At 27.9% G+C, this 15,035-nt stretch carries 14 protein-coding genes; 2 read left to right on the top strand and 12 right to left on the bottom strand.

Translation table 11 applies throughout. The features are described from left to right. Positions 1–15 precede the first annotated feature (15 nt). The 5 genes from ACKTST_RS05905 to ACKTST_RS05885 form a co-directional block, all read right to left on the bottom strand. Positions 16–645: a hypothetical protein gene (locus tag ACKTST_RS05905; protein ID WP_408046823.1), complete on the bottom strand. Its 630-nt coding sequence runs from the start codon at positions 643–645 to the stop codon at positions 16–18. Further along, a complete protein-coding gene (locus tag ACKTST_RS05900) occupies positions 629–976 on the bottom strand; it encodes a hypothetical protein (protein ID WP_408046822.1) in 348 nt (115 codons plus the stop codon). Before ACKTST_RS05900 ends, ACKTST_RS05905 begins: the two co-directional genes overlap by 17 nt. Next, complete coding sequence (locus ACKTST_RS05895) at positions 973–1,467, bottom strand: hypothetical protein (protein ID WP_408046821.1); 495 nt, start codon at positions 1,465–1,467, stop codon at positions 973–975. The genes ACKTST_RS05900 and ACKTST_RS05895 overlap by 4 nt, the downstream gene beginning before the upstream one ends. Positions 1,468–1,552: 85 nt before the next feature. After that, positions 1,553–2,821 carry a glycosyltransferase gene (locus ACKTST_RS05890; RefSeq protein ID WP_408046820.1) on the bottom strand — a complete coding sequence of 423 codons (1,269 nt, stop codon included), beginning with the start codon at positions 2,819–2,821 and terminating at the stop codon, positions 1,553–1,555. A gap of 42 nt (positions 2,822–2,863) precedes the next feature. Further along, positions 2,864–3,919, bottom strand: coding sequence for a DUF6624 domain-containing protein (locus tag ACKTST_RS05885; RefSeq protein ID WP_408046819.1), 1,056 nt, complete (start codon positions 3,917–3,919; stop codon positions 2,864–2,866). Between the two features lie 270 nt (positions 3,920–4,189). Here ACKTST_RS05885 and ACKTST_RS05880 point away from each other — a divergent pair, with 270 nt between their 5' ends. Next, a complete protein-coding gene (locus ACKTST_RS05880; protein ID WP_408046818.1) occupies positions 4,190–5,197 on the top strand; it encodes a sensor histidine kinase in 1,008 nt (335 codons plus the stop codon). Further along, a complete protein-coding gene (locus tag ACKTST_RS05875) occupies positions 5,187–5,900 on the top strand; it encodes a LytR/AlgR family response regulator transcription factor (protein ID WP_408046817.1) in 714 nt (237 codons plus the stop codon). The genes ACKTST_RS05880 and ACKTST_RS05875 overlap by 11 nt, the downstream gene beginning before the upstream one ends. 283 nt (positions 5,901–6,183) lie before the next feature. Here the strand turns inward: ACKTST_RS05875 and ACKTST_RS05870 are convergent, their stop codons facing one another. The 7 genes from ACKTST_RS05870 to ACKTST_RS05840 all read right to left on the bottom strand — a co-directional run bounded on the left by ACKTST_RS05870 (position 6,184) and on the right by ACKTST_RS05840 (position 14,809). After that, complete coding sequence (locus ACKTST_RS05870; RefSeq protein ID WP_408046816.1) at positions 6,184–7,332, bottom strand: DUF885 family protein; 1,149 nt, start codon at positions 7,330–7,332, stop codon at positions 6,184–6,186. Positions 7,333–7,496: 164 nt separating this feature from the next. After that, the gene (locus ACKTST_RS05865; protein WP_408046815.1) at positions 7,497–7,979 is read right to left on the bottom strand and encodes a hypothetical protein; all 483 of its coding nucleotides are present in this window, start codon (positions 7,977–7,979) and stop codon (positions 7,497–7,499) included. 28 nt (positions 7,980–8,007) lie between these two features. Beyond that, positions 8,008–9,588 (bottom strand): S1 family peptidase, encoded by a 1,581-nt coding sequence (locus ACKTST_RS05860; RefSeq protein WP_408046814.1) that lies wholly within the window; start codon positions 9,586–9,588, stop codon positions 8,008–8,010. Positions 9,589–9,638: 50 nt separating this feature from the next. Continuing rightward, positions 9,639–11,162, bottom strand: a complete 1,524-nt coding sequence (locus tag ACKTST_RS05855) for a S41 family peptidase (protein WP_408046813.1) — start codon at positions 11,160–11,162, stop codon at positions 9,639–9,641. Further along, positions 11,163–12,533 (bottom strand): alpha/beta fold hydrolase, encoded by a 1,371-nt coding sequence (locus ACKTST_RS05850; protein ID WP_408046812.1) that lies wholly within the window; start codon positions 12,531–12,533, stop codon positions 11,163–11,165. 16 nt (positions 12,534–12,549) lie between these two features. Beyond that, entirely contained in the window at positions 12,550–13,641 is a 1,092-nt protein-coding gene (locus ACKTST_RS05845; RefSeq protein WP_408046811.1) for a DUF2911 domain-containing protein, read from the bottom strand. 193 nt (positions 13,642–13,834) lie between these two features. Further along, on the bottom strand, positions 13,835–14,809 hold the full coding sequence (locus ACKTST_RS05840) for a helix-turn-helix domain-containing protein (protein WP_408046810.1): 975 nt from the start codon (positions 14,807–14,809) through the stop codon (positions 13,835–13,837). Positions 14,810–15,035: the final 226 nt, after the last annotated feature.

Below are 15,035 nucleotides of genomic sequence, written 5' to 3'. Positions count from 1 at the left end.
TTCTTTTTACTCTATTTATATTTTATTTTCAAATTTAATCTTATACAAATCTAAGCCCATTAATAAGCCAATTAATCCAATAATTATACAACCTATAGCCCAAAATAATATTTCATATACATTAACAAATAATCGATAGCAGAATGTAAACAAAAACATGATTAAACCTATTATTTGCCATGAAATTTCTTTTTCTAAACGTGGGTTATCATTTATCGACAAAGGTTTATTAATTAAAATTTTTAAGGTGTCCCAATCCCAAACAATCAAAAATAAATTAGCAAGTAACATTAATCCAGTAATTATAGGAGTAAAAGCAAAATAGTAAGATATCGTGATAATGAAAATGTTCAACATAATAGGAAAATATATCAAAGAACCTAGTTTAGCATATTTTTGAGTCATTAATAAAAATCCAGTAACAAATTGCCCGAATCCTATAAATTTCCAATACAATCCAGACTCGTATAAAGTTTCAAAAAAATGCCAAGCTGAATTTATTGGTTGGTTTAAACCACTCTTACTAGTAAACCTTAATCCTTTAATTTTTATAAGACTAGCAAAAACAAAAGCGTTTCCTAGTAGATACCTTGTATAAATTACCAATAACTGAAGCCTAATTTTATTTTTATACTTCTCTATCATATTGACTTAATCTTTTAGTATCTGTAACCCAAGTCCATTCAGATTTACCGAAATTACCAGAATCTTCAATAACTTTTAAATGTATGCTATTAATAATTTCTATATTAATCTTTCCTTCTAATTCATCTTTTCCTATTGGAATATCTGACCAAACCAACTCAATAAAGTTATCGGTAATAGTACCATGAGCTGTATGACACCAATCGTCTCCCATATTTGTTTGATTTGATTTTTTATTCATACCCAGCCAGAATACTTTGTTGTTTTGAGTTTTAATCCAAAATGGATTTCCTTTTGAAGACAACCAAAAACCTGATTTTATTTGTGTCATTTCTTATTAATTAATTTAAAAGTGGTTCTTATAAATTTTACATACCAATTCCATTGAGTATGTGCCTTAGTTTTAGCAAAATTATTTTCAATTTTATCTAAACAATCTTCTAGTAATGCGTTATGTAAAGAACGAATAGCCAATAGCCAAATTAAGGTTCTAATACCTTTTGTGTTCATTTCTATTGTGTGCATAACTTGGGTTTGGGTATTTTGAACTTTCTTGATTTCGAATCTGTGAGTTCCTATAAAGCCAAGAGATTTTGCAAACCGAAATTGAATTAATTTTTCTGGATCGTATTGCTCTACTGTGTAACGAATTGGTCCATGACCTCCAGCAGCACCGACTTTAATTCCATCTTTAAAAGTCATTCGAGGCCATTTTTCAATTGGCCAAACCTTGTCATTGGTATTTGAAAGAGTATAAAATAAATCTGTTATTTTATCTAAAGAAACATTGTAGGTTCTATGATGAATATTTACTACCTTCATTAAAATTATTGTTTTTAGCAACTATATATAACAATCTTCCAATACATATTTATACTAATATGAATGAACGGATTATTCCTTTTATTTAATTAGTGCATAAAAAAGATGTTGTTTCAGCTTCTTTTTTTAGCTTATTTGAAAACATCTCTGCATTTTTTTTATATTCAGAGTTCTTCAATAAATCTAATAAGAGTTTTTCAAAAATAGCTGCATTAAGTTTTTTTATTGATACACCTTTAGGACCAATATTTTTTTCAGCTACTACTTCGTTCCAAAAAAATTGGTCTATAAAATGAGGTATAATTAAATTTGAACAACCATATTTAATTGCAGAATGAGTTGTGCCAGCTCCTCCATGATGAATAACACTATGAATTTTGGGAAAAATCCAATCATAAGGAATGTTTTCAGTAAAATAAATATTCCCCGAACAGTTTTCAATTTTTACTAAGCCTCCCCAAGAAGTATTAATTATAGTAGGAATGTTGTGTTTAGAGGTAGTATCAATTATAAATTGTGTTATTTTTTTAGGGGTCGTATTTGATATACTACCAAAAGTTATAAATACTATTTTCTGTTTAGAATTATGTTTTAAAAAACTTAATAACTCTTCTTGAGGTTCCCAATTTGTACATTTATCCCTTTCTATAAAACCTATTACCTTGGCATTGTGATTCCAATACTTTGGTTTTTCAAAAAGAGCAGAAGATACCGTATACATAGAAGGTGTTTTGGTAATTAGGTGTTTCCTGATTTGCTTAGGTGTTATTTTCTTAAACTCGTATTTACTAATTGATCTTGTAGAATAATAAATTGCTAATGAGAAAATAAATAATTGAAGTTTATAACTAAAAAAATTCAAATACTTTCCATAATTACCCCCTCCTGAAAAACTTATAAAAGAATGGTGTTTTACAGGGTGAAGAAAGCATGGGAAAGGATGAATAAAAATACTTTTATTCTGATTGTGAATTCCCCAAATTATAGGGTATACACATTTTTGATTAAAGAAAACGTAATTAGGCTTTTCCTTATCTATTATTTCTTTTTGTGTTAATGTAACCTCTTTATTAATTCTAATAGATTTTTTTGCTAAAACAAATAGCGATTTAATTCTTTTAAATAAAGTTCCTTTTCTGCTAGTAATGTTTTTAGAACTTTCACTTTCTAATAAAACTTCTATAAATTCAGAGGTAAAACCATAAAACTTACTATTAGTTAATTCTACCATTTCTCTAAACTGTTCAGGAAAAACATAAACAACATCATACTTTTTTTCTTTTAACACTTCTCCAATAGAGAAAAGAGGTTCTATATCTCCACGACTACCTAAACCAAAAAGTAATATCTTCATAATTATTAGCTTTATAATAGCTGTACTTTAAATAATTTATTCTTAGTTTTTTGACTCTATCTCTTTAACTCTAGCTATAATCTGTGGTAAGATTTTAATATAGTCCTCTACATTCCATTTTAAATTCCACCTATTTAAGTTTTCTTGCATGGTATTTAGCCCTACTTCTAACCTTCTTATATCAGCGTTCTTAGGATCTGCTAATGGTAATACATAAGGATCTTTACTTTTATTGTCAATAGCCAATTGAGTTCCATAAATTTGCAATTCTCCTCTTCTTAAAAGTAATCTATCATAAAACATAGCAAATTGTCTCTTAGACAAATTATTTTCCTCAACAGCTTGTTTAATTAATGGTAAATATTTTTCCTGAGTTTCTTTATTTGCATGTTGAATAACAAGAAAAATTGTAGAAGAACCCCTTTCGCCTATTTCGTTTCTATTAGGCCAACCTTGTGTGTCTAAAATTTCAGAAACTGCAATAAGGTTTAAAGAATCCTTTTTTAAAATAGTTTTCCATAAAGCATCCATTACTTTAGACTTTCTCCCAAATTTAGCTTCAGTAGTTCGAATTCTATTTCTATATTTTTGATCATTACTATATATAGTATCTAAAACTGCTAATAAAGTTTGATTATAATTCGCTTCTTTTGTTTGTTTATTATTTAAAATGATTGTTTTAAGTTTTTCCCACCTATAATCTTTGTGCAACGAATTTAAATCTGAGTCGTAAATTAAATGAAAATAATCACTCCATTTTAAATCAATTGCTATGATAAACAAATGTTTAAATGCGTCTTTTTTATTACCACTTAAAGCATATATACATGATAAATTATAACGGTCATTTATTGGAACGGTCATTTCCGTTTCTAAAAAGTCAACATCAATTTTTAACTTGTAATAGTCTGGTAATTCACGCTGTTCTAATAAATCGAATGCTACTTCATATAATTCAGTTGCTTTATTTGGTTCTTTATTAACCCAATGTGACCATCCTGTTTTAATTAGTTTCAGGTATTCTTGTTTTTTACTTTGAGAATAACAAACTATAAATACATTAAATATTAATAAAAGTGTTATTTGTACTTTCTTCATGCTACCAGTTATTAATTTCCACAAAAATATATAGCGCTTTAAAGTAAATTGAATATTCTCGATTAACACAAACTAAACGCTATTAAAGAGAGGATTAGAAAAGATAAACACGTTTTAACATCTACAAACAATTGTATATAGACTTATATAGGAGAATCAGCTTCAATTTTAATTTGATACGTTTCATTATCTTAAATTTGTACTTTTATTCATCTTAGTTTGACCCAAAAAAAATCACTTTTTAAACATAACGCTTTTACACATCTATTTTTGTGGATTGTTATTTTGTTATATTACTTAAGTACTTCATGGCAATATGAAGCTAATAAGCCTTTTTTATTGGAGCGAATACTATTTAAGCTTATTCTACAAATATTTACGGCCTATTCATTTATCAAAATAATAGTTCCTTATTTATTAAAAAAATCATATAAATTATTGTTCGTTGTTGCAAGTTGTGTTCTACTATATACAGCTTATGTACTCTTTATTACTTTTAGATGCTTTTACTTACTCCCTAAATATCCTGAAGTTTATGCTTATAGACCTCCATTGATTTTTGTACAGCGAATAACAGATTACTATACTTTTTTAACAAATCTTCCTGGTTACCTTTTTCCAATAGTTATCTTATCAATTATTGATTTTTATAAAAAAGAAAAAGAATTAGCTACAATTATCGAGCAACAACGTAGTAATGAATTAAGTACTTTAAGGAATCAATTAAACCCTCATTTTTTATTTAACACCTTAAATAACTTATATTCATTAACATTAATGAAATCTGATAAAGCTTCCGAAGTCATTGAAAAACTTTCTAAAATATTAGACTATACTTTATATAGTTGTAATTCTAATTTAGTTTCTTTAAAAAGTGAAGTTATACTATTACAAAACTATATAGATTTAGAAAAATTAAGATACGGTAATAGGGTTCAAATACAGTTTAATCATTCTATTGAAAAAAATGTTTTAATTGCTCCTCTAATTTTACTCACTTTCGTTGAAAATGCTTTTAAACATGGTGTGAGTCAAGAAACTATTGAAGCTAAAATCCAAATCAACCTATTCACTGATGGAGATCAAATTCTTTTTAAAGTCATCAATACGAAACCTACAAAAACGGCTATTAAAAGTTCTAAAAAAGAAATATCTATTGGCCTAACAAATGTAAAAAAACAACTAAATTTACTTTACAAAAACAAACATCAACTCAAAATAGATGAAAATTGTAGCAGTTATTCAATAACACTTAAAATTAAGATAAATGATTTATAAATGTCTAATTATTGATGATGAAGAGTTGGCTAGAGAATTAATTAAGAATCATTTATCAAAAATAGATGGTTTTGAAATTGTAGATTCTTGTCAATCGGCAATTGACGCTTATAAAATACTTCAAAAACAAACCATAGATTTAATTTTTCTAGATATCGAAATGCCAGGAATTAAAGGCACTGATTTTTTTAAAAACCTTTTAATAAAACCTAAAGTAATTTTTATGACAGCTTACAGAGATTATGCCATTGAAGGTTTTAATTTAAACGCCGTAGATTATTTGTTAAAACCAATATTTTTTGATCGCTTTTTCCAAGCTATTGAAAAATTTTCACTTTCTGTTCAGCCTACTGCTATTACAAACTTAAAAAAAACAGATGATCAGTTTATTTTTATAAAGAATAACAAAAAAAGTATTAAACTATGGTTAAATAGCATCAATTATATTGAAAGTCTCGGAGACTATATTAAAATTCATTTAGTTAATAATACTATAACCATAAAACATAGCCTTTCTTCATTTGAAAAAAAAATAGGAACTGATTTTTTAAGAGTACATAGATCTTATATTATAAATATGAATAAAATAACTGCCTTTACAAAAGTAGATATTGAAATTAATGAAATAGAAATACCCATTGGTGATAGTTATAAAGCTTTAGTTAATTCTAAACTAAATTTTAACTTATCTAAGTTATACTAAAAATCACCCCATCTTATTAAAAGTCAATCAAAAGAAAACAAAATCTTCCACCTCTGCTCCACCTCATACAGCTATAAGTACTGATTTTACTAGGTAAATTACTTTCTGTATCGGCAAATAGATTTTCTTTCCTTTAGCTTCCTTTTATTATACTTTGTTTTCTTCTAATAAAAAAACACAAACAAAAGAAATAATAATATATCAAACTAATTAATAAAGTTTAGAAAAACAATTGTAGTAAATACTGATTTGTAATAATTAAGATTTTATCTAATATCTTTAATTAGATAATTTTATATGTCAACGTTTTAAGAATTGACAAGGGAATATCTCCATTTTTAATGATTTCTTTATGAAACTTTTTAAAGTTAAAATGTTTATCTCTTTTGGCTTTTTCAAGTAATTCTAAAAATAAACTGGCTCCGTATTTATAAGTAATTACTTGAGCTGGCCAACGTTTCATTCTGTTAATTTCTCGTACTCCAATATTATCTTGATCCTTGATGTGTTGCTTCCAAAACCCTAAAGCTTTCTGATCTGACCAACCATAGTAATTTATAGCGACGTCTAAAACAACTCTAACAGAACGAATTAAATCCCATTCCCATTTACCATATTCGTCATATATAGTTTCGTATACTCCTAGTTCATTACCCAAATATTCCACATATGCTCCCCAACCTTCAGCAAAACCTGGATACCAAAACAGATTTTGAATTTCTGTTCTTTTAACAATATTATTAACCATAAACTGATAATGATGACCTGGAATTGCTTCATGAATATAAAACCAACCTAGCTGTCTTTTATTAAAAGGTTTATCAAAAAAGTTGAAATAAAACGTGCTATTATTATAGTATGCTGGAACTTGCGATAGCGAAGTATTGACGCCTCTTTCAATTCTTACATCTGAAATGTCATTTATGTAAGGAAACATTTTATTAGCCTTCACAACAACCTTCTTTTTAATAGCAACAAAAGCTATTTTTACATCATCTGGATTTTTAAAAAAGAACGAATCATTGCTTAAGTATTTATTGAAATCTGATTTTGATAAACCAGATGCTTCTTGTAACCTTTTCATATGTAATTTAACCTTTTCTATTTCTGCTAAACCAAACTTATACAGCTTCTCTGAAGACACTTCTTTATCTACCCAACGTTTTAATAAATATGTATACCATTGTTTTCCACCTTGTACTGTGAAAATACTTTTAGAATCATCCAATTTTGAGTTATAATTCCATTGCTTTTCAAGTTCAATTCTTTCTAAATTTAATTCAGTTTCATAGCTAAGTATATTATAATCGACTTTTTGATTATCGGCTAGTTTAGATTCATCTATTTTTTTTAATTTCTCTTTTAGTTTAGTAAAAAATAGTTCTTGATTTGCAATACTATCTTTACTCTTTATACTATTTAATGTATTCACATAGTTAATTTGCAAGTTTGGAATTCTTAATGAGGGATAATGCTTTAAAAAATCTTTTTTAACACTATTAAATTGTTGGCTTTGTGAAAATGAGGGGTTATTGTTTATACTTCCAATGAAAAAAACAAATAGCATAAAATATTGAAACATGTTTTTCATAGAGCTTAATTATTTTTAGGTGCATCCATAAATGCAGTGAAATCAACTTTCCATTCTCCTTTTTCTTTTATAAAAATTCCAATAAACCGAATGTCTCTTGATACCTTTTTTTCAGTATTTACTATATCGAACTTTTCAACTTGTTTATGCAAGTACATAACTTTGTTTTTGGCAATTGGAATAAATGCTACGGATTCTACTTCACTATCATTGGCTCTATTACCAGCATCATACCATTGCTTTACAAGCGAAAGATATTCCTCTCTATTACGAACTTGGTCTCCCAACATGTACCAGTTCTGATAATTCTTAGAGAACTTTTTTTCATAAGACTTCCATCCTTCATTTGCTAATATCAAAGGAAGATTCTTTTTTAGGGCTTCTATCTCCTCTTTATCTTGTTTAGAAACCACATAGTCATCAGTTTCTTGAGAGCATCCCAAAAATAATATTACTACTATAGCTAATACGAAAGTTTTTAATTTCATTTTTCTTTAATTGGAGTTTTAATTATCATTATTCAATTTCTTTACCTTGTAAATTATATTTAATCATTTTAGAAAAATTTCCATCTTTATTATATCTATAAGAAATAGTATGAATGCCTTTATTGTTCTCTGTAGGCTTATTATTTAAGTCATAGTAAGATTCTTTAAATCCATTATGTAACCCAAGCTTATTATTTTTCCAATCAAAATTATATACCACTTTGGCAAAACCATAATCCATATTTAAATAATTCTTTCTATTTACAAAATTGTTAGAAACATCATGAAAAGACCAACCAAGTTCATTACCATACTTATTAAAATTAAAGATGACAGTAGAATAACCTGCATTAAAGTTTAAAACTGGGTTTCCATCATCATCCATATTTACAATTGATTGCAAAAAACCATCTTTATTTATAGATATTTTAGCATTAAAAAAGGGGAAATATGTAGTAAGTATATTTGGAGTACCATCTTTCTTAAATTGCTTTTGAATAAATGATTTTTTATCAACTCTTTGAAATTTAAACATATAAGATCCCATTCCACTTTCAACTTGATTATCTAAAGAATCTTTTAATATCAAGGAAGTTTTATTTTTATTTTTATCTAATTGAAAAACCTCTTTATGTATCTTATTTCCAAGATAATAATGTCTATATGCTATAGCTTTTTTACCTTTAGCATCAAGGTAAGTTCTAATGAGTCTATCTTTAAAATGAACGTATTTAACCATATGTGTACCATAATAACTGTCATCACTTGGTTTGTTTTTATTAAAATATTTAATATTCAATAAATCTCCTTTATTATTATAAGTAAACCTATAATGTTTTAACGTAACAGACTCTTCTTTAGATATTCTCCCTCTACCTTTGTATTTCATATTTGGTGAAATAATTCCTGCCAACTTTGTGTAAAATTCAGTTTTATTATATCTATTAGAGTAATTTTTAATTACATTTTTGAAATAACTCAAAGAAGCTGGTTCAAAAACATATTTCTGTTCCTTTTGGTTAAAATACCCCATTGAAACAATACCAACTAATTTACCATGTGTATCTAAAACAGGACCACCACTACAACCTCCATAATTCCCTTTAGGTACATTTAAACTTAAACTACCTTCTTTAGGGTAATTAACAAATGTTCCTTCTACACTAATTGGTTTTTCTTTCTTGTATGGACAACCTAAAAAATAAAGATGTTCTCCTTTTTTTAAAGGTGAATCCCGAAGTGTATATACTGCTATGTTTTTTGGTATTATACTGTTAACTTCAAAGATTAACCAATCTCTTTTAGGTGGCATTGTGATAGCTTCATTCGTATTTTCGTTTATGAGCTTCCCTACTGTAACTTTGCTTTCATTTTCTTTAGAATAGAACGTCCATGCTTTTAATTCGTTACCAAAACTGATGGCTTTCATACGATCTGTTCTTGCAAAGAACAATACGTGTTTTGCAGTTATGGCATAGATTTTACTTTTGTAACGAAGTAAAAAACCACTTCCTGCATGAGCGTTATCAAACTTTGAATTCTTAAATTCAGCTTTACAGACTAAAACAGAATCAATTTGAGCAAAAACATTTGTAAATATTATCAGCATACAAACAAAAAATATTTTATTTAAAAACTTCATAATATTAGTATAGATAATTATTCAACTTTTAGATTTAAGTTATTCCATTTTACAGTTTCTATTTTTATCTTTCCTGAAGAACTTTTACTGTATTTAAGAAAAACATTTTCAATATCTGTAGAAAGCACACCTTCTGATTGATAATATAATTCAGTACAGATTTCAAAAAAACTTCTTATACGTCTAGACATTTTTAAATACAATTTTCCGTCTATCTCTTTAATACGCAATTTTCTACCTTCAACCTTATATTTACCTTCTAGTTGTTTTTCTAATTCTTTTGGAATAGGTTTATTCTTAACTTCTGTTGAATTAGCTTCTGTTACCTTAATCCAAGGGTCACTGTTCGCTTCTTTATCAGTAAAAGAATAATTAACTTTTAAATTTGGATGTAATGTTTTACTAGCATCTTGTTTCCAACTAGTTGGCCACAATGTATGTGTTATCGATACTATTAAACCAGAATTTGGTAAAGTAATGTATTTAATATCTCCAACAGTATTTACTCCTTCTGCTGTTGGTTCTCCAACAAGAATTGCTTTGGTGTTTAGACTTAGAATTGATGCTAATTCTAATAAAGTTCCTCTTGTTGCTTTACTTGTTAACACAAATAAGTGACCCTCTTTATTAATCGTTTTAGAATCTCTTAATAAATCTGTTAATCGTTTTAATTTAAAGCCATTTCCACCACCGCCATATCTAACATCAATAATAATTTTATCTGTTTTATTGGAAGTTATCTTTTCTTCAATTTTATCAATGAAATTAGAAAATGAACCTCCTTCTTTATTATTTACAATTGCTTGTAGCTGTACAAATAAGGTTTTAGTATTTGGAATAAATCCTAACCAATAATTCTTTCCTTTATAATTTTTATTCGTGTAACTAAAAAACTCATCGTTTGGTAATTTTCTATTTAGTTTTGCATATTCATTAATGGAAACGCTCTCTAAAGTTTTTGTTTTTCCTGATGCAAACTCTAGTTTTACTTCATCATCACTTGTACCATAACCTACTGTTTTTAGTAGTTTAGGCATAAAACCATAAATCTGAAAAAGATATTTTTTATAATGATTATTATCGGCATTTAGATAGTTTTTCAACTTATTAAAAACTTCTTCTATTGGAACATTATTAATCTTAACAATCTGCTGATTAATAATTTCTTTATAATTGTTTGAAGCATCTAAAACAAACAACCCATCAGAAAACCAATAAGTTTTTATAGGTAAAACTTCAAACGCTAATCCTTTTTGAAACAATGGTACATTACAGCCTTCATCATTTAACGTATTCATTAAATTTTGAATAGCAAACACTGCATTGTAATCGTTACTATTTGATGTTCTTAAATGATTATAAACAATAGTAAACTTTTCTTTTGAAGTTTGATACATCGGTACGTTATCTTCTACTTTCTTCTTTAAATATTCAATATCTTCTTGCCATAGTTTTTTACTTAATTGTAATTTGACTTCTTGGGATTTTGTTGTACAAGAAAACAACAGAACTCCACACAAAAACATAATTTTATTTCTCATTTATTTACTTTTAAGTTTTGATGCCATCCACTTTACGGTTTCTTTACCTAAATCTGTGCTATAATTATTAAGAGCATGATTTAAATAACTACCATTACCTAAAGTTTCTACGTTGTGCTGCATAGAGTTGAAGTTTACAAAGCCATGATCAGCTTTTTTAATGAGTTTAAATTCTCCATTACCCCCATTTTTAGTAACTATTGAGGCAATTTTTTTAGAACCTTCCGGGTTTATAGCCTGAATATCGAATTCGCCATATAAGGCTAGCACATTAGTTTGCACTTTAGACCACGCTTTTGGAATATTTACATCTGCTAAGCTTTGCCAAAAATCAAAATGACGTCCTATATATTGATTTCTCTTTAAGCTCTCTACATTAAAAAACGCTGCATAGTCCTTATTTTTAAGCATTTCTTCTCCAGAAAGCTTATTAATTAAGAAGTCGTCATTAAACTTTAAATTTATCTTGTTATCTTCTTTTATTTGCGCATCAGAAGTTCCAAAATGTTTTGGCTGTATGGTGTATAAGTCAATCATATAATCGTACCAATTTTCTCCAACACTTCCATAGGTAATAATTCCTTTAGGCGATTTCATTTCATTTAAAAGCGGTGCAATTACGCCACCCATTGAGTGCCCAAACATGAATATATTATCACTATCTATATCTTGCTTTAAAAGATCTTTATAACCTTCAAGGAAAGCCTGATATTCTTCGTTAAAACTTATCTGAGAACAATGTTTTCTACTCTTGCTATCACCCACTCCTGGTTTTTCTACACGATACACTGCAAAACCAGCATTTAACCAATCATTCATTAGCTTTTTCATAGGATACTCATCAGAAATAGTTTCTACTGACCCGCAAGTATAACCCTGAAGAAAATATACTACAGGTGGATTTTTCTTGTTTTTAGGAGTTACCAAAATACTTCTAAGCACATTGTCCTTATAAGCAACTTCACTATAAGTGACATCTCCGTTTTTAAATGCTTCAACAGGTCTTCCTAAAAGTGCAGTTGAAGCGTTTTTTTTAATATTATTAGAATAATATTCAGCTTCTATCTTATCACCTTCAAAAAGCGTGTTTGTAATTGTTAATACATCCTGAACATTTGCCACGGAAGTTTGGTTGAACTTGGTTAAGACATCACCTTGTTTTACGCTCAAGTTATCGAACGTTGAATTGGGCAACACCGAAATGATTCTTACTCCTCTGTTGATTTTTAATTGATATTGCTTAGCGATACTATCATTTAACGTTTGCATTGTTATTCCCAACAGACCTTTTCTTTTTAAGGTTTGTGCTTTTAAACCATGAGGTGTAATTAGTAAAAAAGCTAGAAGAATTATGTATGTTAATTGTTTCATTTTTTGATTAATGTTATTATAATGAGTATTTACCTGATTCAACTTCGTTTATAATTTCTTTAAGTCTATTATGAAATTGCTTTGGTGCAGACTTCATTACTTTCTTAATATCTTTAATTGCGGCCTTTTTATTTCCTAAAAAATATTGGCTTAAACCTCTATTAAGCTGTAAGAACCAAGCATCTGGATATTGTTGAAACTTTTCTTTATTGTAAGCATATGCATCTTGATAAAACCCATTTCGCATTAAGAAAACTCCAAAGCCGTTTGCTTCATTTGCCGTTGCATATAAATTCTTAGCTTCGGTCTTTGTAGCTTCTAATTCTGTGGTTTTATTTAACTTCTTAAGAAGTCTAATTTTGGTTCCTAAGTTTCTTAAGTTTTTATCTGCAGCAAAACCTCCATAACCACCATTAATGGATCTATTTGCCCATTCTAAAGCTTCTTCAAGATTTGTGTTATGCGTTAAACACCAATTAGCTGCATCATTCCAAGCTTGCCAATGGTATGTATTTATACCTCGTAACTCACTTCTAAAACTTTCAACTGTAGTTTTATTTAAATCTACTTCAACTTTAAAAGGAAGTCGACGTTTATCCCATTCTAATCCTATGACAAGTGAATTTTCTGTTCGGTCTAAAAATTCGAAATCCATTTGTTCTGAAAAAGGCGATTCTACTGAGGTTACCTCTACGCTTAGTGTAATATCTTTATCTAGATCTAAGTAGTAGCTTCCCCATTGATTGTTATTATGAGCAAATAATAAGGTATAGGTATTGCCTTTAGGAATAACATGAAATCCATATGTTCCAGCTTTTAGCACTTGCCCTTCTACTAAAACATCTGTACTAAATGTAATAGTTGTATTCATATTTGCACCTGCTCTCCAAGCAATAGGATTTCCGTTTTGAGGAATTATATTAGAGTTATTCCAAACATCTCTTCCCTTCACTGAAGGACTGCTATAATTTATAGTAATAGTTGTAACTCCTAATTTTTGAGTTTCCTGAACTTCAGGACTTGATTGCGGAATATTTAATGTGTGAAATTGTGCCATTAAATTCTGCATTAAAAATGCTGAAAATAGCACAGCAAATAACTTTTTCATTTCTTTGGTATTTAACTTTGTTTATAATTAATTTTAAAGGTATTTATGAAGAATCATTATACGTAACGAAATAATAATTCTGGTGCAAACATATTTGTTAAAATGAATTATGTCGTCCTAATACCTGTAAATACGGAAATCCGTACGCTATTTTAAGAGTGATTTAACAAAAAAAATTGATAACCTATAAGGTCTATCCGTACAAAGAAGTGATGTGATTTTTTCTGTAGGCAGAAGGTGTTTGTCCTTCCATTTTTTTAAAAACCGCATTAAAAACAGACTTACTATTAAAACCCGATTCGTACAAAATGGTCAAAATAGTCATATCGTCATTACCGTTTTTAAGCAGTAACTTGGCTTCTTCAATACGATAAAAATTGATAAAATCGTAAAAGTTACCTTTGTAAAAGGTATTTATCAAAATGGAAATATTTCGAGCCGATTCACCTAGTGCTTCAGATAAATCATTAATCTTTAAATCTGCATTTTTGTAGAGTTTTTTCTCTTCTACCAAGTTACAAAGCTTGGTATAGATCTCCTTATTGATTTTAGGATTGGCGGTTTCCTTTCGCAGTTTTACCGTTAGGTTATTGTAGAAAAATTCGGGATGATTTAATAGTTGAAATAAGGTGATATTAGATAATCCTAACAATAACAATATTCCTAAAAAAGTAAAAGCATTAGAAATTTTTGGTGAAGTATTTATCAATGAACTTATAAGAAACATCAACCAAATTGTTAAGAATAAAACAAGGGTTAGCTTTAGCCATTTAGAAATTCTTACAAATCTTAAATCGTCACTCTTATACTTATACACAACCCAAAAAGAAATCAAAGTATAAGCTATTACTTGTACAAAATACAGTTTATCAAATGAGTTTCTAATCCATAAAATATTTGAAGTTACTTCGCTATCCCGTTTCAGAAGAAACATAAAAACCAAAGCAACATTTAGCACAAAAAAGATTGCAAAAGGTATAAAATGGGCAATATGTTTTTTTATTGAAATGCTTCCTTTAACAATGCTTAACGCAAAAAGGTATAAAATGGGCGCATAAAAAAAGAGAAATGAGTTTAGGATAATTCCCACAAGAAAAACAGCGTTACTTTCTGTAAATATTGATTTAGAAATAATTAAATTACTTAAAAGTGTTATTCCTTTTCCCAATAAAAAGAATGAAAAAACACTTACAGAAATGTCTAACTTTTTTCTAAAACACCATATGATAATTGAAAAAAGTAAAAAATTAAATACTGTTATTCCTTCTAAAAACTCAATGACTCTCTGTTTTAATTTTTGGTAAATATCGTGAATTCAAAGCTTAAAATAAAGTTAATTGTTATTAATGAAATACTCATTAATATAATATTAAAAACATAAAAATGATATTAAA

This window comes from Tenacibaculum crassostreae (assembly GCF_964512405.1).
GTDB lineage: Bacteria > Bacteroidota > Bacteroidia > Flavobacteriales > Flavobacteriaceae > Polaribacter > Polaribacter crassostreae.
Note: the sequence above shows the minus strand (reverse complement) of the source record. Positions and strands in the feature narration are given on the sequence as shown.